Annotated in this window: 25 protein-coding genes; 14 read left to right on the top strand and 11 right to left on the bottom strand. The window is 58.8% G+C overall.

What is annotated here, in order from left to right; translation table 11 throughout:
* Positions 1-102: 102 nt before the first annotated feature.
* The 6 genes from HAD_RS18100 (at position 103) to HAD_RS13010 (ending at position 5,848) form a co-directional block, all read left to right on the top strand.
* Entirely contained in the window at positions 103-1,398 is a 1,296-nt protein-coding gene (locus HAD_RS18100; protein ID WP_051596289.1) for a septal ring lytic transglycosylase RlpA family protein, read from the top strand.
* Positions 1,399-1,509: 111 nt separating this feature from the next.
* Entirely contained in the window at positions 1,510-2,679 is a 1,170-nt protein-coding gene (locus tag HAD_RS13030) for a D-alanyl-D-alanine carboxypeptidase family protein (protein ID WP_035572440.1), read from the top strand.
* Complete coding sequence (gene tmk, locus HAD_RS13025; protein WP_035572439.1) at positions 2,676-3,329, top strand: dTMP kinase; 654 nt, start codon at positions 2,676-2,678, stop codon at positions 3,327-3,329. The genes HAD_RS13030 and tmk overlap by 4 nt, the downstream gene beginning before the upstream one ends.
* On the top strand, positions 3,326-4,261 hold the full coding sequence (locus HAD_RS13020) for a hypothetical protein (RefSeq protein WP_051596288.1): 936 nt from the start codon (positions 3,326-3,328) through the stop codon (positions 4,259-4,261). The genes tmk and HAD_RS13020 overlap by 4 nt, the downstream gene beginning before the upstream one ends.
* 10 nt (positions 4,262-4,271) lie before the next feature.
* Positions 4,272-5,048, top strand: a complete 777-nt coding sequence (locus tag HAD_RS13015; protein WP_035572438.1) for a TatD family hydrolase — start codon at positions 4,272-4,274, stop codon at positions 5,046-5,048.
* Positions 5,049-5,170: 122 nt separating this feature from the next.
* Positions 5,171-5,848, top strand: coding sequence for an MBL fold metallo-hydrolase (locus HAD_RS13010; RefSeq protein WP_241765371.1), 678 nt, complete (start codon positions 5,171-5,173; stop codon positions 5,846-5,848).
* Positions 5,849-6,065: 217 nt separating this feature from the next.
* Here HAD_RS13010 and HAD_RS18095 read toward each other — a convergent pair whose 3' ends face one another.
* The 4 genes from HAD_RS18095 to HAD_RS12990 form a co-directional block, all read right to left on the bottom strand.
* On the bottom strand, positions 6,066-6,491 hold the full coding sequence (locus tag HAD_RS18095) for a response regulator (RefSeq protein ID WP_051596287.1): 426 nt from the start codon (positions 6,489-6,491) through the stop codon (positions 6,066-6,068).
* Positions 6,492-6,557: 66 nt separating this feature from the next.
* On the bottom strand, positions 6,558-7,190 hold the full coding sequence (locus tag HAD_RS13000) for a response regulator transcription factor (RefSeq protein WP_035572436.1): 633 nt from the start codon (positions 7,188-7,190) through the stop codon (positions 6,558-6,560).
* Entirely contained in the window at positions 7,187-8,338 is a 1,152-nt protein-coding gene (locus HAD_RS12995) for a PAS domain-containing sensor histidine kinase (RefSeq protein WP_051596286.1), read from the bottom strand. Before HAD_RS12995 ends, HAD_RS13000 begins: the two co-directional genes overlap by 4 nt.
* 55 nt (positions 8,339-8,393) lie before the next feature.
* Positions 8,394-8,660: a hypothetical protein gene (locus HAD_RS12990; protein WP_035572435.1), complete on the bottom strand. Its 267-nt coding sequence runs from the start codon at positions 8,658-8,660 to the stop codon at positions 8,394-8,396.
* A 269-nt stretch (positions 8,661-8,929) separates the two neighbouring features.
* On the opposite strand from HAD_RS12990, the gene ccoN reads away from it, so the two are divergent.
* Genes ccoN through ccoS form a run of 8 tightly spaced genes read left to right on the top strand, consistent with a single transcriptional unit; the run spans position 8,930 to position 16,663 of the window.
* Complete coding sequence (ccoN, locus tag HAD_RS12985) at positions 8,930-10,480, top strand: cytochrome-c oxidase, cbb3-type subunit I (protein ID WP_162177522.1); 1,551 nt, start codon at positions 8,930-8,932, stop codon at positions 10,478-10,480.
* Between the two features lie 11 nt (positions 10,481-10,491).
* A complete protein-coding gene (gene ccoO / locus HAD_RS12980; protein WP_035572432.1) occupies positions 10,492-11,259 on the top strand; it encodes a cytochrome-c oxidase, cbb3-type subunit II in 768 nt (255 codons plus the stop codon).
* A 10-nt stretch (positions 11,260-11,269) separates the two neighbouring features.
* On the top strand, positions 11,270-11,431 hold the full coding sequence (locus tag HAD_RS12975; RefSeq protein WP_034763853.1) for a cbb3-type cytochrome c oxidase subunit 3: 162 nt from the start codon (positions 11,270-11,272) through the stop codon (positions 11,429-11,431).
* A complete protein-coding gene (ccoP, locus tag HAD_RS12970; protein WP_035572431.1) occupies positions 11,424-12,311 on the top strand; it encodes a cytochrome-c oxidase, cbb3-type subunit III in 888 nt (295 codons plus the stop codon). The genes HAD_RS12975 and ccoP overlap by 8 nt, the downstream gene beginning before the upstream one ends.
* Positions 12,312-12,344: 33 nt before the next feature.
* On the top strand, positions 12,345-13,790 hold the full coding sequence (gene ccoG / locus HAD_RS12965) for a cytochrome c oxidase accessory protein CcoG (protein WP_051596285.1): 1,446 nt from the start codon (positions 12,345-12,347) through the stop codon (positions 13,788-13,790).
* The gene (locus HAD_RS18090; protein ID WP_051596284.1) at positions 13,790-14,299 is read left to right on the top strand and encodes a FixH family protein; all 510 of its coding nucleotides are present in this window, start codon (positions 13,790-13,792) and stop codon (positions 14,297-14,299) included. The genes ccoG and HAD_RS18090 overlap by 1 nt, the downstream gene beginning before the upstream one ends.
* Positions 14,296-16,512, top strand: a complete 2,217-nt coding sequence (locus HAD_RS12955) for a heavy metal translocating P-type ATPase (protein WP_051596283.1) — start codon at positions 14,296-14,298, stop codon at positions 16,510-16,512. Before HAD_RS18090 ends, HAD_RS12955 begins: the two co-directional genes overlap by 4 nt.
* A 1-nt stretch (position 16,513) precedes the next feature.
* Positions 16,514-16,663: a cbb3-type cytochrome oxidase assembly protein CcoS gene (gene ccoS / locus HAD_RS12950; protein ID WP_035572429.1), complete on the top strand. Its 150-nt coding sequence runs from the start codon at positions 16,514-16,516 to the stop codon at positions 16,661-16,663.
* On the opposite strand, the gene HAD_RS12945 is transcribed toward ccoS, so the two are convergent.
* The 7 genes from HAD_RS12945 to HAD_RS12915 form a co-directional block, all read right to left on the bottom strand.
* Positions 16,660-17,589 carry a 5-oxoprolinase subunit C family protein gene (locus HAD_RS12945; protein WP_084331961.1) on the bottom strand — a complete coding sequence of 310 codons (930 nt, stop codon included), beginning with the start codon at positions 17,587-17,589 and terminating at the stop codon, positions 16,660-16,662. The two genes, ccoS and HAD_RS12945, sit on opposite strands and share 4 nt — an antisense overlap.
* 1 nt (position 17,590) lies before the next feature.
* Complete coding sequence (locus HAD_RS12940) at positions 17,591-18,223, bottom strand: 5-oxoprolinase subunit B family protein (protein ID WP_051596281.1); 633 nt, start codon at positions 18,221-18,223, stop codon at positions 17,591-17,593.
* Between the two features lie 3 nt (positions 18,224-18,226).
* Positions 18,227-18,979, bottom strand: a complete 753-nt coding sequence (gene pxpA, locus HAD_RS12935; RefSeq protein WP_035572881.1) for a 5-oxoprolinase subunit PxpA — start codon at positions 18,977-18,979, stop codon at positions 18,227-18,229.
* Positions 18,976-20,184: an Nramp family divalent metal transporter gene (locus HAD_RS12930; protein WP_035572428.1), complete on the bottom strand. Its 1,209-nt coding sequence runs from the start codon at positions 20,182-20,184 to the stop codon at positions 18,976-18,978. Before HAD_RS12930 ends, pxpA begins: the two co-directional genes overlap by 4 nt.
* Positions 20,181-21,245: a DUF2891 domain-containing protein gene (locus HAD_RS12925; protein WP_241765370.1), complete on the bottom strand. Its 1,065-nt coding sequence runs from the start codon at positions 21,243-21,245 to the stop codon at positions 20,181-20,183. Before HAD_RS12925 ends, HAD_RS12930 begins: the two co-directional genes overlap by 4 nt.
* A gap of 163 nt (positions 21,246-21,408) precedes the next feature.
* Positions 21,409-22,824 carry a dihydrolipoyl dehydrogenase gene (gene lpdA, locus HAD_RS12920; protein WP_035572424.1) on the bottom strand — a complete coding sequence of 472 codons (1,416 nt, stop codon included), beginning with the start codon at positions 22,822-22,824 and terminating at the stop codon, positions 21,409-21,411.
* A 16-nt stretch (positions 22,825-22,840) separates the two neighbouring features.
* Entirely contained in the window at positions 22,841-24,199 is a 1,359-nt protein-coding gene (locus tag HAD_RS12915; protein ID WP_035572422.1) for a pyruvate dehydrogenase complex dihydrolipoamide acetyltransferase, read from the bottom strand.
* Position 24,200: the final 1 nt, after the last annotated feature.

The raw sequence follows: 24,200 nt of genomic DNA, 5'->3' as shown, positions 1-24,200 counted from the left end.
CATAAGGCCTGCACCACACTATGCTACAGAGGGTTCGCTGGAGGGCAGAAAAGCCGTCCCAAAGGGTCATAAAATGACCCGCAGCTCAGAATGAGGTGAACCTTGAAGACCGTTTCTTCCGCATCGAAATCGCTGCATCTGTCGTCGCTGGTTTTCGCCGGCGCGATCGCAATTGCCGCTGCTGCGCCGGCCTACGCCGACAAGCGCACCCCGGCCCCGATTGTCTATGCAACGGGAACATCGCCTTATCCGGCAGGTAAGCCGCAATATATTGCGCCTAGCCGCACCCCTGACGCGAAACAAAAGAAACAGGCACGCATTCAATTCCGTTATCCTGGCTCTGCTCAGCTTCCCAAAAGTGCTGCAGCCAATACGGAGCAGGGGGCCCAATATTCAGAACCTGCTGCCCGTGAATATGCGAGCATTGAAGCGCCGGCACCGGCTTCGACCGGCGTTGCCACGAGCGGCCCGAACAGTTTTGATGCCCGCGCGGCGGCCGCCCGCATTGAGGCGCAGCGGACTGTGTCTGCCGTGGAAAGCGAAGCACTTCCAAGCCTGCAGCCGACCACCGCTCCAGCGCCCATCGCTGCTGCACCTGTCGCCCCGCCACAGCAATACCAGCCCGCCGCGCGTTCACTGACACCCGCGCCATCCTACACGGTGTCCAGCGAACCCGTTCCGGTGTTCGACGAAACCAGCGTCGCAATTGTCTACGGCTCGGAATTCAATGGTCTCCCGACCGCGAATGGCGAAACGTTCGACCCGAATGCCATGACGGCTGCCCATCCGACGCTGCCGCTGCCGAGCCTGATCCAGGTCGTAAATGCCGAGACGGGCAGGGAAGTTGTGCTGCGTGTCAACGACCGTGGGCCATTTGAAGATGGTGCATCGCTTCAGGTTTCGCCGCGCGCTGCTGACGAATTGGGTATGAATGGAACAGGGAAGGCCACGCTTCGCGTCCGGTATCTCGGCGCGGCTCCGGCCCAAAGTGCACCGACGCCGCCTGCACCAGCGCCACAAATGAAGACGGACACGATCTACGCAGATGCCAAGCCGGCTGAAACACCTGCTGAGTATGTCACTCCGGCATCGTACGAACCAGCTGCGCAACCACGCCAGGTTCAGCCGACCTACTCTTACAATGCGCCTGTGGCAGACGTCTCAAACGGTGATTATTTTGTCCAGATCGGGTCATTCACCGACATTTCGAATGCCCAGATGCTCAGCAATCGGGTCCAGGCGTCCCTGCCGGTGACCATTGTGCCAGCACGCGTCAACGGCGCCGACTATTTCCGTGTCCGCGTTGGACCGCTCTTGAGCCGGTCCGAAGCCGAACGGGCCCGGGCCGATCTTTCTTATGCCGGGATCTCGCAAGGACGTATCGTTACTGGCGAATAACCACACGCCCCACCATTGACCCAGACCACAAACCGGCCCTTTTTCCTGTTTAAACGGAATTGGGGCCGGATTTGATTCCGGCTTCCGAACAGAACGTTGGAGGCCTCTTCCATGAACTTGCCGCAGATCGCCCGGAATACAGTCGCTGCAGCGGCTTTTGCCATTGCAGGCATTACAGGTTTCGCAAATGCCCAGATCCTGGATACGCCGGCGACCCACGCCGTGATCATGGATCATGAAACTGGCGCGATCCTCTTTGCCAAGGCTGGCGAAGAACCGATGGTCCCTGCTTCCATGACCAAGATGATGACCGCCTACACGGTGTTCGAAATGGTCCGGCGCGGCGAACTTTCGATGAGCGACAAATTCACCGTCAGCGAAAATGCCTGGCGCAAAGGCGGTTTCCCATCTGGAACGTCGACTATGGGCCTTGCGCCCGGTGATACGCCGACCGTCGAAGAACTGCTTCATGGCGTCATCATCATGTCCGGCAATGATGCGTGCATTGCGCTGGCCGAAAACATCTCCGGGTCTGAAGAAGCATTCGCGCGCCGGATGACCAACCTTGCCCACGAATTGGGGCTTAATTCGGCGAACTTCCTGAATGCCACAGGCCTTGAAGCCGTCGGGCACGTCATTTCTGCCGAGGATCTCGCGAAGCTCGCGAAACTGACAATCGACAATTATCCGGAATACTATTCTTGGTACTCCTTGCCCTCCTATACGTGGCGGGATTTTACCCAGGCCAACCGCAATCCGCTTCTGGAAATCTCCGGCGCAGACGGGGTAAAAACCGGCCATCTTGAAGTCTCAGGCTATGGTCTGACCGGTTCGGCCGTCAGAGACGGGATCCGCAGGACGATTGTCATCAATGGACTGCCTTCCATGGCCGCGCGGGCCGCCGAAGGTGAGCGCCTGATGCGGATCGCATTCAACAGTTTTGACCTGAAGACCCTGACGCCGGATTCTGTCGATCTGCCCGATGTGCCGGTCTGGCTTGGAGAAACCCAGAAGGTGCCCGTCAAATTGTCGAGCGATCTTCAAATCGCCGGCTACAAAGCCAGCATGGAAAAAGCCAAAGCCGAAATTGTCCTGCCCGGCCCAATAGAAGCCCCTGTCAGCAAGGGTGACGAACTCGGTAAGCTGATTATCACGATAGCGGGACAAAAGCCGATGGAGGCCCCGATTCTGGCCGACGCAGATGTCGCCAAACTGGGCTTCTTTGGTCGCGCAATCGAGGGGCTAAGCCATATGCTCGGAGGCAGCGAAAGCCAGTCGTGAACCGCGGACGCTTCATAACGCTTGAAGGCGGTGAAGGCACCGGCAAGTCCACCTTGCTTGAAGCACTGCGTGAAAGACTGCAAATGGTGGGTCGAACCGTCATGGTCACAAGGGAGCCGGGCGGCACCGAACTGGCCGAGACGATCCGAAATCTTGTTTTGCACCCGCCGGAAGGCCAGGTCTGGTCGTCCATGGCCGAAGCGCTTCTTATGAATGCGGCGCGCACGGACCATCTGGAAAAAAAGATCCGACCGGCACTGGCGGCAGGCAGCTGGGTTCTGTGTGACCGGTTCGCGGATTCCACGCGCGTTTATCAGAGTGTTCAGAACGGCGTTGGTGTCGAGGTCCTCAAGATGCTGGAAAGCTCTGTGCTCGGTGAAACGCGTCCCGATCTCACACTCGTTCTGGATGCACCTGTTGAAAAAGCTGCGCTCCGGCGGGCTGAGCGTGGCGGTCATGCAGACACGTTCGAGCTGCGTGATAAAGCCTTCCATGAAGATGTCCGCCAGGCCTTTATAGATGTTGCCAGGAGCGAACCTGAGCGCTGCGTGCTGCTGGACGCATCCAGGGAAGCCGACGAGGTTGCACAAAACGCATGGCATGAAGTCGAAAGCCGGCTTTTCGAGTTGAGGCAGAGTTTGTCGTCATGACGGCTGCCTTGCCTCTCATCGGTCATACGGAAGCGGAAAGAGCGTTCGAATCCGCAGCGGCGAGCGGACGAATGCATCACGCCTGGATGATCGAAGGGCCATCGGGCATTGGCAAGGCGCGGTTCGCCCTGCGATGCGCGGCCTGGCTTCTCGGTGCGCGCGGACCAGACAAGGCACCCTTTGATGCACCATCGGACGATCCGGTCATGTCACGGTGCCTTTCAAGCGGGCATCCCGATCTTCGCGTTCTGACTCGTGAGCTCAATGACAAAGGAAAACTGAAGCAGGATATATCGATCGAACAGATCCGAACCTTCAATGAGTTTTTCACCTACCGTCCGGCCCTTGGTGGCTGGCGTGTCGGCATTGTTGATTCACTCGATGAACTGAACCGGAACTCATCGAATGCGATCCTCAAGACACTGGAAGAGCCGCCGAATGCCGCCATTATGTTTCTGATCAATCACGGGTCGCGGCCTGTGTTGCCGACGATCCGTTCGCGATGCCGAACACTGCGCCTTCATCCACTGGGGCATGACGATATGGCGGCGGTGCTCCGACTGGAGGGCTTTAGTGGCGATCCGTCGGAAATCGGCCACGGACGCCCCGGGCTCGCCGTCGAGCGTTCTTCAGAAACCTGCCGTATCGCCACGAATGCTGCTGGCACCCTTATGAAGTCTATGCCACGTCCGAATGACGCTGTGGTGACGCGCGCCATACAGGCAGCAGGAGCCGATGCGGAAGCATTCGCTGCGTTCCGCGACGAAGTCTTGTCCAAACTCGCCGAGTCTGCGATCGAGGCGCCGCAACAATCCCGCACCTGGCTCAGCACAGTCAAACTTGTGGGGGAGACGGACGAATTGAATATGGATCCGGAGCAGGCGGCCGCAAAGATGATCTCAGGCCTTTTGTCGGCACCCGGCCGCACCTAGAGCACTTCAAATGTTTGATACACACGTCAATTTGCACGGCGAGCCATTTGCGGATGATCTGGAAGACGTTTTGGATCGCGCGAGAGAGGCTGGCGTTCGCCGTTTTTTGGCGATCTGCGACCGGTTCGATAATTTCGAGGAAGTGCTCTCCATAGCAGAATCAAATGACGATATCTGGTGTTCAGCAGGCGTGCATCCACATCATGCCAAGGACTTTGTGGATCTAACAGCAAAGGCGCTGATCGAGGCGGCATCCAATGACAAGGTCATAGCAATTGGAGAGACCGGGCTCGATTTTCACTATGGTTACAGCACTGAAGAAGACCAGGTGGCGAGCCTTCGAAAACACATTCACGTTGCCCGTGAAACCGGTTTGCCAGTGATACTTCACACGCGTGAAGCCGACGATCTGATGGCGGATATTCTGGAAGAAGAGTACCAAAAAGGCGCGTTCTTGCCTTTGTTGCATTGCTACACAGGAGGCGCGGAGCTCGCACAGCGTGCGTTGGCATTGGGCGCCTATGTCTCTGTATCAGGAATACTGTCTTTCAAGAGCGCAAGCGAGGTGCGCTCGGTCATCGCTGATGTCCCCATGGATCGGATCATACTGGAGACTGATTGTCCTTACCTGGCGCCGGTCCCAGTGCGTGGAAGGCGGAATGAGCCAGCTTATCTTCAATACGTCGCAGACGCGCTGGCAAACCTGAAGGGTCTGCCCACTGACGAGGTGAAACGGATCACTGACGAAAACGCCATGCGTCTGTTCAGCAAGGTCACCGGATCATGAGTGCGGGTGTGCGCTGTACGCTGCTTGGCACCGGGTCGTCTGGCGGGGTGCCGCGCGTCGGAGGCGACTGGGGCGCTTGCGATCCGAATGAGCCCAAAAACCGCAGACGACGGTGTTGCGTTTTGATCGAGAAAGAAAACGGTTCCGGCGGCCTGACATCCGTCTTGATCGATACGTCACCGGACCTGAGAGAACAGCTTCTGGACGCGGAAGTGACCGATCTCGATGCGTTGGTCTACACGCATGAGCACGCAGACCAGGTTCATGGCATCGACGATATACGCCCGCTGGTGATTAGGCGCCGGGCGGCCCTGCCGACCTATATGAATGCTGCAACACGCGAAATACTCACCCGGCGTTTTGATTACTGTTTCGAGGGAAAAGGCGGATATCCGCCCATCCTCGACGTTCAGCCAGATATTGTGCCTGCAGTCCCATTCCGGATACCAGGCGCTGGCGGCACAGTGGAGATGCTTCCAATCGACATGGAGCACGGTCGCATCCGGTGTCTCGGGTTCAGAATTGGCGATTTTGCCTACTGCAATGATGTGAGCGACCTTCCCGCATCGTCGAAGGCATTGATGCAGGGGCTGGATACACTGGTGATTGATGCTCTGCGCTATACAGACCACCCGACGCACGCCAGCGTTTCCAAAGCGCTGGATTGGATTTCGGAATTGAAACCCAACAAAGCCGTGCTGACCAACATGCATGTGGATCTGGACTACGCGAACCTGAAAAGGGAGCTGCCAGCCAATGTTGAACCTGGCTTTGATGGGATGGTGCTGGAGGTCAGATAAACCAGCCATCTCCGTATCATCATTATTTCCCATAATGATGATTATGCGACTTGGGGATATGAATTGTCCGGTATTTCAGTGACTTACGTAAATTCAGATATTGCGCCGTGCCAGCGGTCGCGGTGTGTTTAACCCACCAGTCTCAACCTGATTGGGTGACGACAATGATCGGCCAGGCCTGCCTGGCGACGCCAATGCTGCGCTTTGAAAGGAATTGTTAAGCTGCGCCTTTGGCTTTCGGGTCCCGACTGGGCGCCCCTTCCCCGCCATCGGGCGGCCCAATGAGCGAGAAGAGAATATGATCCAGCATTGGCTTGCGGATGAACGCGGTGAAACCCGACTCGAGCGCCAACCGCTCAAGACCGGAAGTTTCCCAGCCTGACACCATTGCGGCCGGTGTTTCAACGCCCTCCCCTCGCAATGCGCGGAGCACCTCTACGCCGGACATTTCTTCCATCTTGTAATCAATCAGGAGAAAGTCGAACGAAGAGCGGAGCGGAGACGCGAGGAACTCCACGCCGCCGGCGAAACCCATCGCAGCATATCCGCGCGCTGTCAGCAGAACACCCAATGAGCGGCGCACGGCTTCGCTGTCATCAATGACGGCAACATTTTTTGGTCTGTTCAGCAAAGCGTTCGACATGGCCACCCAACAACAGGAATATCGAGCCTGCATGTTGGCGGATGGCCTGTGTGCTGTCTTTAAGTACTAGTCCGTAACTTTGCCGCCGAATCCGACGCCGGCCGCAAATGCGATCCTGAGCACACCAGAAAGACTTGTCGCACCCAGCTTTTCCATCAGGTTTGCCCTGTGGATTTCGACCGTTCTCGGCGAGATATCGAGGGAATCGGCGATCGATTTGTTCGTGTGTCCGTCCACCAGGCCTTCCAGTACTTCTCGCTCGCGCGGCGTCAGATGCTCGATTTTCCCCCGGGCTTCATCGACCAGGAGGTCACGTTGGGAGCGCTCCTCCAAACGCTGGAAGGCGCGATTGAGGGCCTCCACAAGCGTTTGTTTTTCATATGGTTTTTCGACAAAATCGACAGCACCAGCCTTCATGGCCTTAACCGCCACATTCACATCGCCATGCCCCGTGAGAACGATGACCGGCATCGCAACGCCCCGGGCGTTCAGTTGCTCCTGCACTTCCAACCCGTCCATTCTGGGCATCTGTACATCCAGCAGAATGCAGCCAGCAGCGGCGTCCTCAACAACTTCAAGGAAGGCCACGCCATCGGTGTAGGTTTTCACGGCGAAACCAGCATGGCGCAGCATAAAGCTGGCCGAATGCCGTACAGCATCGTCGTCATCGACAAGGTGGATCAGTTTTTGTTCACTCATGACGATGCACTAGCCGTATCACGCCTCAGTGTGAACCGAAAACACGTCCCGCCAGTGTCTGCTGGAATTGCTTCGATCTTGCCGCCATGGGCCTCGACAATTGTCTGACAAATGGACAAGCCAAGTCCCATGCCCTGTGATTTCGAGGTCATGAACGGTTTGAACAGCGTTTTGCGAACCTCTTCGGACATCCCCGGACCATTGTCGCAAACCTCGACAGTTACAAACGATTCCGGGCCTTTCCTGGCGACGACGCGCATGCGTGGGGCGGATACGTTGTTTAGCGCCTCAGCTGCGTTGCGCAGCAGGTTTATGGCAACCTGTTGAACCTGAATTGGGTCTGCCAGTACGGCGCCCAGATCTGGAGCAATATCCTTGTCGATCGGAATATCCGCCATATCTCCGGAAATCCGGGCGAGCGCGATCGAATCAATCAGCAGTGGCGCAAGCTCGACCGACCGTGCGTCGATCTCTCCGCGCGATACATATCCGCGCAATTTCCGGACGATTTCACCAGCTCGGACAGCCTGTCGTGAGGCTTCGTCCAAAGCTTCGTGGAGGATTTCTTTCGCATCCTCCGAATCGGATTCCAGCAAGTCCCGTGCGGCTTCAAGGTAATTGGCCACAGCTGTCAGCGGCTGGTTCAGCTCGTGGGCGAGCGCCGACGCCATCGTGCCGACCGCGCTCATGCGTGAGAAATGGACCAGCTCGGCCTGCATTTCCTGCATGCGCAATTCGTTGCGCCGCTGCTCTGACAGGTCTCGAACGAACGCGGTAAACAGGTAGTGGTCGCCGACCTTGGCTTCACCGATTTTCAGGTCGACCGGAAAGATCGTGCCATCTGATCGTTTTGCCGAAACGACACGGCCGACGCCAATAATGTGGCGTTTCCCGGTCTCCAGGTAGTTGTTGACGTATGTCTGGTGATTGACCTCATCATGCCCACCCATCAACAGGCTGACATCTCCACCAATGACCTCTTCTGCCTTGTAAGAAAAGAGTTTTTCAGCGGCGCTGGAGAACGCCAAAATCTTCCCGTTTTCGTCGATGACGATCATGCCATCCGGCACAGATGCCAGGATGGATCTCAGATGGAGCTGAAGCACCTCCAGATCAGTCGATACTGCGTCGCCGGTGAGATCGCTCAAATTTCCACGTCCTCAATACCGCTGCAGAATACGCCTGACACGGCGCCAGTCTTGTTTACCGGCGAACCGGCAGTGCAGCATGACGAGACGATACCATGATCATGACAGCAGCATATACGATCATTGTCGCACCAGCGGCGGCGACAGGGCAGCCCCAACAATGGCCCGCAAAGGTCAGGAACGAATCTCCATGGGCCTCTGTCCCCGAGCCGCACCGGAATGCCAGATAGTCCTGCAAAGTGAGAGGAGCATTGGTGTGCTGCCAGATCTTCAACAAGCCGGCCACGAGAAGAGCTGCTCCCGCCATTAGCCATTTTGCCATCTGTTTGCTCCTTCAAGTATGTTTCAATACGGTTTGTGAACTAGTCGGATGCGACAGCGAAGCCCATCCGTATTTTACCGTATACCGGTTCGAAGTCGACACCGGCATCAAGGCGCCAGAATTCCAACGACTCGCAGGGGGTCAATAACGTGAGCACGTTACAAACAAGACAGTCTTCGGCATTCGCCAGCATTGGCAGTGTCGCGGCATTTACCAGCATTTTCGCCATACTGGCGTTGCTGATCGCTAGCCATGCTGCCGATCCGCTTATGGGGGCGCATGCCTGGCTATTCCTCGGCCTCGCCGTGGTCGGCCTTCTGGCACTTGCACTCTGGGCAGGTAGCCTGGGTGACCGGGATCCATTCGATCAAACAGTCTATGAAGACACGATCGTCAAATTCGGCGTCACGGCTTCAATGATCTGGGGCATTGCCGGGTTCCTGGTCGGGCTGATTATCGCCCTCCAGCTGGCCTTCCCGAATATCTTCTATTTCGAACAGCTTGGCTGGACGAACTTCGGACGCCTACGCCCGCTGCATACGTCAGCGGTGATTTTTGCGTTCGGCGGCAACGTTCTGATCGCGACGAGTTTCTACGTCGTTCAGCGTACTTGCCGGACACGTCTGGCCGGTGGCATGTGGCCCTGGTTCGTATTCTGGGGGTACAACCTCTTCATCGCTATCGCCGGGACCGGCTATTTGATGGGGGTTACCCAGTCCAAGGAATACGCGGAACCGGAATGGTATGCAGACCTCTGGCTGACCATTGTCTGGGTCGCTTATCTGCTGGTTTTCCTGGGGACGATCTGGAAACGAAAAGAACCCCACATTTATGTGGCGAACTGGTTCTACCTTTCCTTCATCGTAACCATCGCCATGCTGCACATCGTGAACAATCTCACGCTGCCCGTCACGCTGACCGGCTCCAAGAGCTACCAGCTGTTCGGCGGGGTTCAGGATGCTCTGACGCAATGGTGGTATGGCCACAACGCCGTGGGCTTCTTCCTGACCACGGGCTTTCTGGCCATCATGTACTACTTCATTCCGAAGCGGGTGCAGCGGCCGGTTTATTCCTACCGCCTGTCTATCGTTCACTTCTGGTCGCTGATCTTCATCTACATCTGGGCTGGTCCGCACCACCTGCACTACACGGCTCTGCCGCAGTGGGCGCAAACGCTGGGCATGACCTTCTCGGTGATGCTGTGGATGCCCAGCTGGGGCGGCATGATCAACGGTGTGATGACGCTGTCAGGTGCCTGGGACCGTCTGCGGACTGACCCGGTTGTCCGGATGATGGTCGTCGCACTGGCCTTCTACGGCATGTCGACCTTCGAAGGCCCGCTGATGAGTGTCCGGGCCGTCAACGCGCTGTCCCACTACACCGAATGGGGTATTGCCCACGTGCACTCCGGTTCAATGGGCTGGGTCGGGTTCATCTCCTTCGGTGCGCTCTACTGTGCAACGCAGTGGCTCTGGAAGCGTCCGTCTCTCTACTCGCTGAAGCTTGTGGAGTGGCACTTCTGGCTCGCGACCATCGGCATCCTGTTCTACATCGTCGCGATGTACTTCGCCGGGATCCTCGAAGGTCTGATGTGGCGCGCCTACAATGAGTATGGCTTCCTTGAGTACAGCTTCGTCGAAACTGTCGAGGCCAAGCACGTCAGCTATATCATCCGCGCCTTGGGCGGCAGCCTGTACCTGACGGGTGCGCTGATCATGGCCTACAACCTCGTCCGCACGGCTCTCGGCCACGGCGCTGCCGCTGAAGGCACTCGCCCGGTTGATGCACCGGCCGGCGCGACGCTTCAGCCCGCTGAATAGGAGACTTACTCATGGGCTTGATGAAAAAGCACGAAACGCTTGAGCGTCACTCTCTGGCTCTCACGCTCGGCATCCTGGTCACCGTTGCCATCGGCGGGATCGTGGAGATCGCACCACTCTTCTATCTCGAGAACACGATCGAGAAAGTTGAAGGCATGCGCCCTTACACGCCGCTCGAACTGGCCGGCCGCAACGTCTACATCCGTGAAGGCTGCTATGTCTGCCACTCACAGATGGTTCGTCCGCTACGGGACGAGGTGGAACGTTACGGTCACTATTCGCTGGCTGCGGAAAGCATGTACGATCACCCGTTCCAGTGGGGCTCCAAACGGACAGGGCCTGACCTTGCCCGTGTCGGAGGCAAGTACTCGGACACATGGCACGTGGATCACCTGAAAGATCCCCAATCCATGGTGCCTGAATCGGTGATGCCGCCTTACGCATTCCTGGCGGACAACACGCTCCACTACGAAACGATTGATGACCACCTGAAGGCGCTTCGTTTCGAAGGGGTTCCGTACACCGACGAAATGATCGAGAACGCTCAGGCTGACCTGATCGCTCAGGCAGATCCCGACGCGGACTATGATGCGCAGGACGCGCTCGTTGCCCGCTATGAGGAAGCTGCCGGGCGCGAAGGATCAGTCCGGATCGCCGACTATGACGGCAACCCGGAAAAGGTGACCGAACTCGACGCACTCGTCGCTTATCTCCAGATGGTTGGCACGTTGGTGGATTTCTCCACCTATGAAGCCGACGACCTGGATAACCGCAGGTAGGGGCAGGGCCATGTATGAGATTCTGTCAAAATTTGCCCAGACATGGGGCCTGGGCTTCTTCGTTCTGATGTTCGCCGTCGCAGTTGCGTATGCACTGTGGCCCTCGAACAAGGAAAAATTCCAAGCAGCGGCTCACTGGCCGCTCGATGAAGGGGAACCTGGAGATGAGTGAGACCGACAAGGAAGTTGATGCCCTGTCCGGCGTGGAAACAACCGGGCATTCCTGGGACGGCATCAAAGAGCTGAACAACCCCCTTCCCCGCTGGTGGCTGTATATCTGGTATGGCACGATCTTCTGGGCGATCCTCTACATGATCGCCATGCCGGCCCTACCTTCGCTTCCTGGCATGGGCAGCCGGAACACCCCTGGTGTGCTCGGCATGTCTGACCGGGATGCGGTCGCCGAGAGCGTGGCCTCGCTACATGAGCAACGCAGCGCCGCTTCGGCCCAGCTGCTGGACGCATCGCTACAGGACATCCAGAACAATCTGGACCTGCAGCAATTCGCCATGGCTATGGGGGAAAGTGCCTTCGGTGATAACTGTGCCACTTGCCACGGCTCTGGCGGCCGGGGTGCCAAAGGCTACCCGATGCTGGCTGACGACGTGTGGCTTTGGGATGGAACGCTTGATGGTATCGAGCAGACCGTGCGCCATGGCATCCGTCATGAAGAAGACCCGGAAACCCGGTTCTCCGCCATGCCAGCCTTCGGCCGTGATGGACTGCTGACATCGACTCAGATCGATGACCTGGTTCAATATGTGCTCAGTGTCAGCGGCCACGAAGCGAACGCAGGTGCGGTCGCGCGCGGGAGTGAGTTGTTCCAGACGAACTGTGCGAGCTGCCACGGTATGGATGCCAAAGGCTCTCGTGATGTCGGGGCGCCTAATCTCACAGACGCTGAGTGGCTTTACGGCTCGAACCCGTCTGATATCCGCGCCACGATTACGAATGCCCGTAACTCCCACATGCCGGCATGGCAGGATCGTCTCGACGATGCGACCATCAAGGCCCTGGCTGTTTACGTGCACTCGCTTAGTGGCGGTGAATAAGCGCAGCCCAAACAATTAATTGGTGCCCAGGTAATGACGACTGTCATCGATCACACGAAGTCCAATCCGACTCCGCCTTCCCTTTATGAAGGCCGGAAGCAGATTTACCCGAAACTTGCCCATGGCAAATTTCGGATGATCAAGTGGGTCGTGATGGCCGTCACCCTGGGCATCTATTATGCCCTGCCCTGGATCCGGTGGCCGCGTGGGGAAGGCATTCCCGATCAGGCCGTTCTGGCGGATTTCGCAGGCGAGAAATTCTACTTTTTCTGGTTCGAAATCTGGCCGCAGGAATTGTACTACCTTGCCGGGCTGTTGATTTTTGCGACGCTCGGTCTGTTTCTGGTTACGTCTCTCTTCGGCCGGGCCTGGTGTGGTTACACATGCCCGCAAACCGTCTGGACAGATCTTTTCATTTGGGTAGAGCGCGCTTTTGAAGGAGACCGTGCGGCGCGCATGCGTCTCGACGCTCAGCCCTGGTCATTCAACAAGGCCTGGCGGAAGCTGGGCAAACACCTGATCTGGCTTGTGATCGCATTCTGGACCGGTGGCGCCTTCATACTCTACTGGCACGATGCGCCAACCGTCGCGAAGGGCTGGTTCACGGGGCAAGCACCGCTGACGGCTTACTTCTTTGCCGGCATTTTGACGTTCACGACATACTTCCTGGCAGGTTGGATGCGTGAACAGGTCTGCACCTATATGTGCCCATGGCCTCGTATCCAGGGCGCCCTTACCGACGAGAACGCCCTGAATGTGACCTACAGGTTCGATCGCGGCGAGCCGCGTGGCCCGCACCGCAAAGGCGAAAGCTGGGAAGGCCGCGGCGATTGCATCGATTGCAAACAGTGCGTTCAGGTCTGTCCGATGGGAATCGATATCCGCGACGGCGCGCAACTCGAATGTATCCATTGCGCTTTGTGTATCGATGCATGCGACGACATCATGAAAAAGATTGGCCGTCCGACCGGACTGATCGCCTACGACACCGACGTCGCAGTTGCGGACAGGGTCGCTGGCCGCAAGCCGACCTACAAAATCCTGCGCCCGAGGACCCTGCTTTATGGCGCGCTGATGCTGATTATCGGCTCCATGGTTTCCTTCGGGTACTTCAACAAGTCGACCTTCGAGGTGAACGTTCTGAAGGACCGGTCTCCGCCATTCGTGCGCCTGTCCAACGGCGATATCCGGAACGGTTACACATTGAAACTGGTCAACAAGGCAGCTGCGAGCCGCCATGTGGAGATCGAAATCGAAGGCCTTGATGGCGCCACACTCCAAATGATCGGCCTGCAAACCGAAGAAGACGGCTCTGTGGAACTGGACCTGAATGGTCATGGTGTCTCCCGGTTCCGCATGCTGGTCACCCGGAGTTCTGACGACAAATCCCCACGCGTCGACTATTCTGTCCTCGTTAAGGACACGGCGACTGGCGAAACAGAAGATGCGGCTGCCGTGTTTGTTCAGGGAGACAATTGATGCCCGCTACAGCTACCAGAAAGTCGTTTCGCCTGACCGGCTTGCATGTGTTCCTGCTTCTCTGCGCGTTCTTCGGGTTCATGTTTATCGTGAACGGCATATTCCTCTGGGCGGCCTTGAGTTCCTTCCCCGGTGAGGACGAACAAAAATCCTACCTGCAGGGCCTTCACTACAATGAAGCAATCTCGGCACGCCGCATCCAGAAACAACAAGGCTGGTCCGCCCAGATCGGCCTGACGCCTACCGAGGCGGGAGACCGCCTCGTGGTCCGGCTTCTGGATCGCGAAGGGGCGCCTCTGGCGACTCAGGACATCCAGGCACAGCTGCGCCGGACAGTGACCGGCGTGGAAGATGTGCCAATCGTCCTGCAACGCGGTCCTGACGGAGACTACTTCGCCGATATTTCATTGCTCGACAAAGGTGTCTGGGAAGCGCGCGTCCAGGCGACCGTGCCTTACCGTACAGATGACGTTGAGTTTGTCGCGAGCAAGAAACTGATCATTCCATGAGCACGACGGACGTCCTCGCGCACACGCGTGATTGGTCCCTCGGCGACACGCCAGATCAGGAGTCGCCTTTTGCGGGCCTCTCAGCGTTCGTGCAAAAAAGTGGCAAGCTCCAACATTTGGAGTTGCATGTATCGGGCGCGAAATGCGCCGGATGCCTTGCCAAGATCGAGAAATCAGTCAGTGCGCTAGAGGGTGTCTCCGAAGCGCGGCTGAACTTGTCCACTGGCAAGTTCATTGTCACCTGGCAGGGCCCCCTGCCCGCTTCAGAGATCGCAGAAACGGTTTCCAGTCTCGGCTACGGCGTCAGCGCTGCCGCGGAAACAGATGCTGACGAGGTCCAGCGCAAGGAGGAGCGTGAGCTCTTGCTCGCCATGGGCGTCGCTGCCTTTGCCGCTGCGAACATCATGCTGCTGTCGGTTTCCGTCTGGTCTGGCGCGGGTGAGATGGGCGCGAATACTAAACAGATCATGCACGCCATTTCCGGCGTCATCGCCCTGCCCGCGATCGCCTTCTCGGGCCGGCCATTCTTCCGGTCCGCCTGGTCGGTACTGAAGCGCGGGCGCGCCAATATGGACGTGCCAATCTCCCTGGCCATCGTCCTGGCTTTCTCCGTCAGCGTCGTTGAAACGATCCGTGGTGGCGAGCACGCCTATTTTGATGCCGCCGCGATGTTGATCTTTTTCCTGCTGATCGGCCGTTTCCTGGATGCGCGCGTCAGGCGCCGGGCCTGTTCTGCCGCAAACGACCTTGCAGGCATGTCCAACCGGGCCGTTACAAGGATCGACTGCGATGGAAATGCCATCAAGGTGAACCCCGGCGTGGTTGCGCCGGGTGACAACATCCTGCTGGCCCAAGGCGAGCGGGCCGTTGTCGATATGGCGCTCTCTGACGAGTTTTGTGAACTCGACGAAAGCCTGGTCACCGGAGAAAGCGCGCCTCACGTCCTGTCAAAAGGCATGCGAATCTATGCGGGGGCAGTAAATCTTTCCGGCCCCATACAGGCAAAAGCGCTCTCACGCGCGTCTGACTCCCTGCTCGCAGACATTGGCCGGATGCTGGAAGCGGGAGAACAGCGGCGATCTGCCTATCGCAGAATCGCCGATAAAGCCGTTGCCTTGTATGTTCCCTTCGTGCACTCGGCCGCAGCGCTGACCTTTATCGGCTGGATGCTTGCCGGCGCCAGTTTCCGCGAAGCCATTTTGATCGCGGTTTCAACGCTCATCATCACGTGCCCTTGCGCCCTCGCCCTGGCCGCCCCCGTCGCTCATGTGGTGGCTGCGGGCAAACTGTTCCAGCTCGGCATCTTCCTGAAATCCGGAGATGCCCTTGAACGCTTTGCGTCGGTTGACCGGATCGTACTGGACAAGACGGGGACTTTGTCTCTTGGCGTTCCGCAGCTCAATGACGGAACGAACAAGGACGTTATCGCGGATGCCGCCCTTCTGGCGCGGTCCAGTCGCCATCCGCTTTCGCGCGCCATTTCCGACGCTGCGGGTCCGGGGCCTGTTCTTGCCAATGTAAAGGAACTGCCCGGTTGCGGGCTGGAAGCGACCGTTGAAGGCGAGCTCTTGCGTCTGGGGTCTGGCCGCTGGATCGGAATAGACGGTGGCGACTCTCATACCCGAAACCTTTATCTTCAGCGTGGCGATGAAGAGCCGGTCGCACTGGAATTTTCAGACCGGCTGATCCCCGGCACCGAACATGCGATCGCCGCGCTGGAAAACGCCGGATACCAAACGGAAATCCTGTCCGGTGACACGGAAGAGCGCGTCTCGGAAGTCGCGCGTGAACTTGGGGTTACCAACTACAAATCCGCGGCATCCCCGCGCGACAAGGCCGCCTATCTGGAGACGTTGCGCGATCAGGGACACAAAGTCCTGATGGTCGGTGATGGCCTGAATGACGCTGGCGCTCTTTCACTGGCACACGCATCGGTAACGCCCGGGACAGCCATCGACATTAGCCAGGCGGCAAGTGATGCGGTCTATTCGGGCGGCATTTCTTCACTGCCTGTGCTGTTGAAAATTTCCAAGCGCACACGGAGTGTCATGCTGGAAAACTTCACCTTTGCAGCGCTCTACAACCTGGTCGCAATCCCCATTGCCGTAACGGGCCATGCCACACCGCTGGTCGCCGCACTTGCAATGTCCTTTTCATCTGTGGCTGTATCGCTGAACGCGATCCGTCTTGCAGCCTTTACGGAAGGAACGTGACATGACCGGAATTCTGTTTCTTATTCCGATCGCCCTGTTCATGGGCCTGCTCGGCCTCGGCGCATTTATCTGGTCCGTCCGATCCGGACAGTTCGATGATCCCGCTGGCTCTGCGAACCGCATTCTCATAGACGAAGACAAGCCACTCTAGAGCGACAAGTCAGGCAACCAGTCCCGGAAGTACGCCGTCTTGCGGCGCAGATCCGTTGCCGCTTCATCCGGTGTGCGCTTCAGAAAGTGAATCCGGTCGCCCGGCCGGATCTGCCCCAGCAAGTGGCGGTCCGCCCGGATCACCTGAAGGACGTGAGGATATCCGCCGGTGGTCTGCGAATCCGGCAGAAGGACAAAGGCATTGCCGGAAGGAGTGAGCTGTACAGTTCCCGGAAACACAGGCGCGCTCGGTTTGAGGCCGGCATCTGTTAGAGGCGGCCATGAGCCTGAAATTTCAATCCCGGTCCGATCGGCACGCCGCGTCGCCTCATAGTCCTGCCCGCTCTCCCAACCAGGAATCAGCTCTGCATCCGGGCCGTCCACGCATCGCAAAGCAAAAGCGTGCGTGAAGGCCTGAAGCATATTCTCCGGGGTCTCCAGCTCATCAAAAGATGGTTCCTGCTCTCCTGTGCCGAGACAGTCACCAGCCTGCAAAGCGCGCCCTCTTAGGCCGCCGACCATCGCTGGCAAACAGGTTGACGCGCTGCCGAGGAAATCGTCCGCCAGGAAACCGCCTGAGACGGCCATATAAAAGCGGGCGCCGATTTCTGCAGCCCCAACCGAGACGGTCTCTCCGGCGCGGATGTAGAGTGTTCGGTGCATTGGCGCATTGTTGCCGGCAAGCTCAATCACAGCAGGCGCACCGGCAAAGGCGATGGCGCAATCGGTGGAGGCCTCAAGCGAAACGAGACCAAAAGGCATTTCGATTGCGCACGCATCAGAGGGATTCCCCACAAGCCGATTTGCGAGTGCCATGGAAAGACCGTCCGCCGGTCCGGACGCTGGCACGCCCAAATGACGTGTCCCCGATCTGGGGGCGGCCTGTAGCGTGGCCTGCACGCCGGGTTTCAGAACCTTGAACGACATCTCAGACGTCCACCAGATGAAGTCGGACGACCTGCCCTTCTTCAAGCAGGAAAGGTGCTGCTCGTTCAGGATCGAAAAGCGTCTCCGTCAGCCGGCCAATGATGGGCCACCCGCCGGGACCCGTCAGCCCGTAGAATCCCAGCTGACCACTGACGAGCCCCACTGCCCCGGCCATAACCTTCTGCCGGGGCACAGCCAGGCGTTCCGCCTTCAAAGTTGGATCAAGTCCTTCAACGTAAGCAAAACCCGGCGTGAACCCGAGCATATCAACGACCAGTTCACTTCCGGTCACGCGCTCAAGCAATGTATGTGGTGTCAGGCCGTTCTGATCTGCCAGTGTCTGAAGGTCAGGCGCGTGATCTGCTGAGCAATCGAGATGCAGATCAATTGGTCGACCGGGTTCAAAAGCCCCCGCTCGGAAACTGGAAAGCCAGTCTTCAAGCTTGCCCATGGCCTCAGTCGGGCGAAGGGCCAGCGGGTCGAAATGCACGGCCACAACTTCCTTGCCGGGAACCGTATCAATCCATTCACCTGAGTCCCGCAACGCCTTTGCAAGCGGGTGTCGCAGAGCCCGGTCGTTTGGCTGGACCGCTACTGCGTCATCTCCCAGAAAGAACAGATGGAATGCTGGCATGTCTCAGGCCGTGATCTCTATGCCACGCGCCATCAATGCTTTTTTCAGCGCAAAGGCTGATCCTGCGGCTCCGGGCGTGTCGCCGTGCAGGCAGATCGTTTCCGCACGTAGCCGCACGCGCTCGCCCGTTCTCGCAGATACTTCACCCGCCACAATGATAGACAGGGCTTGCTCCAATTGCTTGGCCTCATCGGTCATGACCGCGCCGGGCAGCGCACGCGGTGTGAGGTGGCCATCCGCTTCATAGGACCGGTCAGCAAATGCTTCTGCGGCGAAGACAAGGCCCACGTTTCTTGCCTTTAGCTCCAGAGCCGAGTCCGGCGGGCCGAGCAGTTCCGGAATGCCCAACCGCAGGCAGATGGAGACGACCATTTCGGCCAGGCTCTCGTCCTTGGCGGCATCATTGTAGAGCGAGCCATGTGGCTTCAGGTGTGCGACGGTTGCGCCTTGTCCGTGCGCAATCGCCTTCAAGGTCCGCACTTGCGAAAGGAGCGACTGTTCGAGGGCCTCATTGCTGATATTCGGGCGCGCTCGGCCAAAGCCTTCGCGATCCGGATAGGAAGGATGTGCTCCGGTCAGTACTTTGCGCGCGACGGCCGCGTGGATCGTCGCCGCCATGCTCTCATCATCCCCGGCATGGCCGCCGCAGGCGATGTTGCAGCGGGTCACGACGTCCAGAATCGCACGATCGAGCGCGCGGCCATTGTCACCAGGCAACTCCCCCACATCCGCGTTGAGGCAAATACGGGTACTCATGGCCATAGTCCCAGAGCCCGCATGACCAGCCGGACACCAAAGCCCGCCGCTACGATGACCACTGCCCCGCCGAGTACATTGCTCCAGAGTCCGTTGACATTGTCTCCGAGAATGGAGCGCCGGTTCATTGTGACGATCAGGAAGACCGCGATGATCGGAAGAAGCGCCCCATTCGCGACCTGAGCGATCAGGATCAGAGTCACAGGCTTGATACCCAGGGACGCAATCATGGTTCCGACGGCCAATACAGCGAGTGCAATACCACGGAAGGTTTTGCCCCGCTTCGCACGCCCGGTCACTTCGCAGACGGCATAGGCTGTCGCGATTGGCGCGGTAACAGCAGACGAAAGTCCGGCGGCGAACAGTCCGGTTCCCACCATGAGGCGCGCCACAGGACCGTAAGCGGGTTCAAGGCTGGCAGCCATGTCACCTGCGTTCTGAATGATCATGCCAGAGCCGAACAGGCTGGCCGCCGCGGTGGACAGGATCAGGATCGAGATCAGACCGCCCAGGCCAATGGAGACACGCGTGTCTGCACTTGCTGCGCGCAAGGCCTCCGTGCCGCCTTCAGGCCATTTCTCACGGACCGATGCGGCGTGGAGGAACAGGTTGTAAGGCACAATCGTCGTACCGATCAGAGCAATCGCCGTCAGAAGGCTGCCTTCAGGGAGGCCCGGCCGAAGTCCGCCCATCAATGCAGAGATATCCGGGCGCACGAGGACCAGGCTCCCTGCAAAGGCCAGACTCATCAGGATGACAAGGCCTACCAGAAGTCGCTCCAACACCTTGTATCGGCCGATTACCAGCACGACTGCTGCCAGAGCTGCCAGTCCCCATACAACCAAGCGCTGCGACCCTGCCGGCAGCCCGAACGCCGCCCCTGCCCCCAGCGCTCCACCGGAGAGGTTTCCCGCCTCATAGGCCGCGTTCCCAAGCGCGAGGGCAGCCAGGACAAGCACGATCGAAAGCCATTTGAGCGCAACAGGCGTCCCCGGCGCCACCAGAGCTTCGCCAAGGCCCATGCCTCCCGCGATCCCAAGCCGGGCAGACATGTCCTGCAGCACCACCGTGGCCACCGTCGCGAAAACCAGAGCCCAGATCAGGGCGTACCCGAAATTCGCACCAGCCATGGTGCAGGCTGTCACGGTTCCGGGCCCGATAAAGGCAGCGGCGACAAGCGCTCCGGGGCCGAAGGGAAGCTTCATTCGGCCCGAATGCCCCGGCGGGTTTCCAGATAGGTCGCAAAGCTCGCCAGCCAGTGGCTGCCGGCATAATGCTCGTCACTGACAGCAGCGATACCCGTCGCCTTGTGGCGCGCGGCTGATGCCAGCAAGGCCCGCCGACGCGGATCATCTGATGGCAAGGCTGACGCGATCCCTTCAAGCGCCCAGGCGCGCGAAAGGTTGACGCCATCAAGGTGGGCCAGCTTGCCGTCACTCGGGTCAATGACTTCACCCGGTGTGAGCCAGGTATCACTGCCATCTTCGGGAATTTGCGGCAGGAACGTACTGAGCCAGGCAGAATACGCGTCGGTCTCCATCACGCGGCGCATCAGGTCCGCCTCCATGAGGCAAGGTGACAGGAAGTCTTCCCCGGACGGCTCATAGGCCAGCGGGCAATTTACATCCGCCTTGTGGAACTCCAGCGCCTTCGCAGCGATCTTTTCGCGAAATGCCGGACGCATTGCTGTGTCGGACCAGTCCAGCATCAGGCCAAAGGCAAACGCCGTCTGGTTATGTGTCCCGATCCGGACGGGATAGAGCAGTTTGTCGAGCCATTCCGACGTATTGCCCTCAATCAGATCCTCAAGCGGTGACAGCGTCTCGACCCAGCCCGCGGCTTCCGGGAAGTCTGCTTCACGCAGTTCCGTCATCAATTGAAGAAACCAGGCCTGGCCATAGGGCCGCTCGAATGCGGCCCGGTCTGGCGCTTGAAAATAGGCAAGTTCCGCCGTGATATTTTCCGGCGTGAAGCTTTCCGAAAGCGCCTTGATGATCACGTCCTGGAAGGGCGTATCGGGATCGGTGTTGAGGATCCGTACCAGCAACCAGTGGCCATGCACGGAAGAGTGCCAGTCGAAGCAGCCATAAAAGGCAGGATGGAGCTGTCGCGGTGTCCCGACGTCCGTATCCGAGTTCATCACATGGCTGATCTTGTTCGGATACTCGCGATGCACGCAGGACAGTGCCAGTTTCGCAAAACGGTCTGTGACGACGCCCTCGCGCGGTGCTGGCAATTCAGGTGCAGCCTCTGTCACGGTCTCCATTCCTGCCTCAGGCGCCTGTGCCGCCGGACTGCAGGCCGCCAGGCCCGCCGCGATGACCAAACCTGCAATCACTCGATCATACATACGCAGCCCCTCATCCAATTGTCTGCGCCTTGCGTAACAGGCGGAGAGGCCGGAGGGCAATAAAGCCGCTGCCGGTAACCTATAGATGCAGGACGCGGCCTTCGGCATCGAGCACGGCTTCGTGCATGGTTTCCGAAATCGTCGGGTGGGCGAACACGGTGTGCGCGAGGTCCTGTTCCGTCAGCTCTCCCTGACGCGCGATCACATAGCCCTGGATCAATTCCGTGACTTCCGCGCCGACCATGTGCGCGCCCAGCAGCTCACCGGTCTTCTTGTCAAAGATGACCTTGGTGAGTCCGTCCTGTTCGCCGAGCGCGATCGCTTTGCCATTCCCGATAAAGGAGAAGCGACCGACCTTGATGTCGTAACCCTTTTCCTTTGCCGCCTTCTCCGTCAGGCCAACGCTGGCGACCTGCGGATGGGCATAGGTGCATCCGGGAACGTTCCACGGATCGAACTTTTCACCATGGCCTTTGCCTGCGATGGCTTCGACGCACATGACCCCTTCATGGCTGGCCTTGTGAGCAAGCCATGGCGGGCCGGTCAGATCACCGATCGCATAGAGGCCTGCCACGCCGGTCTTGCCGAAACCATCGACGACGACATGCGTCTTCTCGATCTTCGCGCCGAGATCCTCAAGACCGAGATTCTCGACATTGCCGACAATGCCGACGGCAAGGATGACGCGGTCGAATTCCTGCGTCTCTTTCTTGCCATCCTTGCCAGTGATTTCGGCAGTGACAGTGTTCTTGCCGGGCTTGAGGTTTCCGACCTGCGTGCCGGTCAGGATCTTAAGGCCCTGCTTCTTGAATTCCTTCTCGGCGTGTTTCGAGATTTCCTCGTCTTCCACCGGCAGGATGCGATCCATGACTTCAACGACCGTCGTCTCGGCGCCGAGTTCATTGTAGAAACTCGCGAACTCGATCCCAATGGCGCCAGAGCCGATGACCAACAGCCGTTTCGGCATCACATCCGGCGTCATGGCTTCGCGATAGGTCCAGACGAGCTTGCCGTCGGCGACCAGGCCGGCCTGCGGGATATCCCGCGCGCGGGCGCCGGTGGCGAGGATCACGTGTTTGGACTGGTAGGACACGTCCTTCCCGTCCTTACCCTTCACGATGACCTTCGGCGCAGGTGCGCCTTTCTCAAGCCGTGCTGTGCCTTCCAGAACGTCGATCTTGTTCTTCTTCATGAGGAACTTCACGCCGTTCGACAGCTGGCTGGCGACGCCACGTGAGCGCTTCACAACCGCTTCGAGATCGAAATCCGTCTTGTCGATGACGAGGCCGAAATCCTTCGCGTGCTTGGCGAGGTACAGCACCTCAGCCGAGCGGAGCAGCGCCTTGGTCGGGATGCAGCCCCAGTTGAGGCAGATGCCGCCCAGCGCTTCGCGCTCAACGATGGCCGTCTTCATGCCGAGTTGGCTGGCACGGATCGCGGTGACGTAGCCGCCCGGGCCGGAACCGATCACGATGAGGTCGTATTGGGTGCTCATGGAATTCCCTTCCGGCCTATAGAAGCATCGCTTCAGGCGTTTCGACGTAGCGCTTGAAGGCCTGCAACCATTTGGCACCCTCTGCACCGCCGATGACGCGGTGGTCGCAGGTGAGCGTTACAGTCATGATCGTGGCAGCTTCGACATTGCCTTTGGCGTTCACCACAGCGCGTTTCTCGCCCGCGCCGACGGAGAGGATCATGCCTTCTGGCGGGTTGATGATCGACGCGAAGGATTTGATGCCGAACATGCCAAGGTTCGAGATGCTGAACGTCCCGCCGGAATACTCCTGCGGCTTCAGCTTCCGGTCCCGGGCGCGGGTTGCCAGATCCTTCATTTCCTTTGAAATTTCGGAGAGGCCTTTCTCTTCCGCCTCGAAGATCACCGGCGTGATCAGCCCGCCATCAATAGCGACCGCGACCGAGACATTGGCGTGCTTGTGATAGGCAATGCCCTTGTCGGTGTAGCTCGCATTGCAGTCCGGCTCGTCGATCAAGGCTAGCGCCGCAGCCTTGATCAGCATGTCATTGACCGAGATCTTCACGCCCTTGTCGGCTGCAGCGTTTATTGCAGATCGCGAGGCAAGCAGCCGGTCGATGTTCAGGTCCACATTCAGCGGGAAGTGCGGCACCTGCATGAAGCTTTCGGTCAACCGGCGCGCCACCGTCTTGCGCATGCCGTCCAGCGGTTTCAGCTCATAGCTTTCCGGGGCATAGATGCGGTCGTCCAGAACCTGCGGCAGGATGAGGCCATCCGGCTTCGGCGCTGTTGCAGACGCTGCAGAGGACGCCGCGCCGGGTTTTGCGTTTTCCACATCGCGCTTGATGATCCGTCCGCGCGGGCCGGTGCCGGAAATGGCCGACAGGTCGATGCCCTTCATGTCGGCAATCCGGCGTGCCAGCGGGCTCGCCTTGATGCGGCCGTCGGACGTGTTTGCGGAGGGCAACGGCGTCGTCGCGAGCTCTTTTTTGCCCTGACTACCGCCGACTTCCCTGGACTTCGCCATGACCATATCGGACTTCGCCGTGCTCTTGTCTGACTTCGGCGTGTCTTCAGATGACTCTTTCTTTGGCTCTTTGGCGGGCTCCGGCTCGGCCTTCGCATCCGGCACCTCAACCGAGGCGGCATCCTCGCCTTCTTCCGCAAGAACGGCGATTACGGCGTTGACCTTCACGCCTTCGGTTCCGGCATCGACCAGGAGTTTTGCGACCGTGCCTTCATCCACGGCCTCAACTTCCATCGTGGCCTTGTCCGTCTCGATCTCGGCAATGATGTCGCCGGAGGAGATCGTGTCCCCTTCCTTGACGAGCCATTTGGACAGCGTGCCTTCCTCCATCGTGGGAGAGAGCGCTGGCATGGTGATATTGATCGACAAA

Origin of the sequence: Hyphomonas adhaerens MHS-3, assembly GCF_000685235.1 — a bacterium.
Classification (GTDB): Bacteria; Pseudomonadota; Alphaproteobacteria; order Caulobacterales; family Hyphomonadaceae; genus Hyphomonas; species Hyphomonas adhaerens.
The sequence above is the reverse complement of the archived record's forward strand: the minus strand, read 5'-3'. Positions and strand labels throughout refer to the sequence as shown.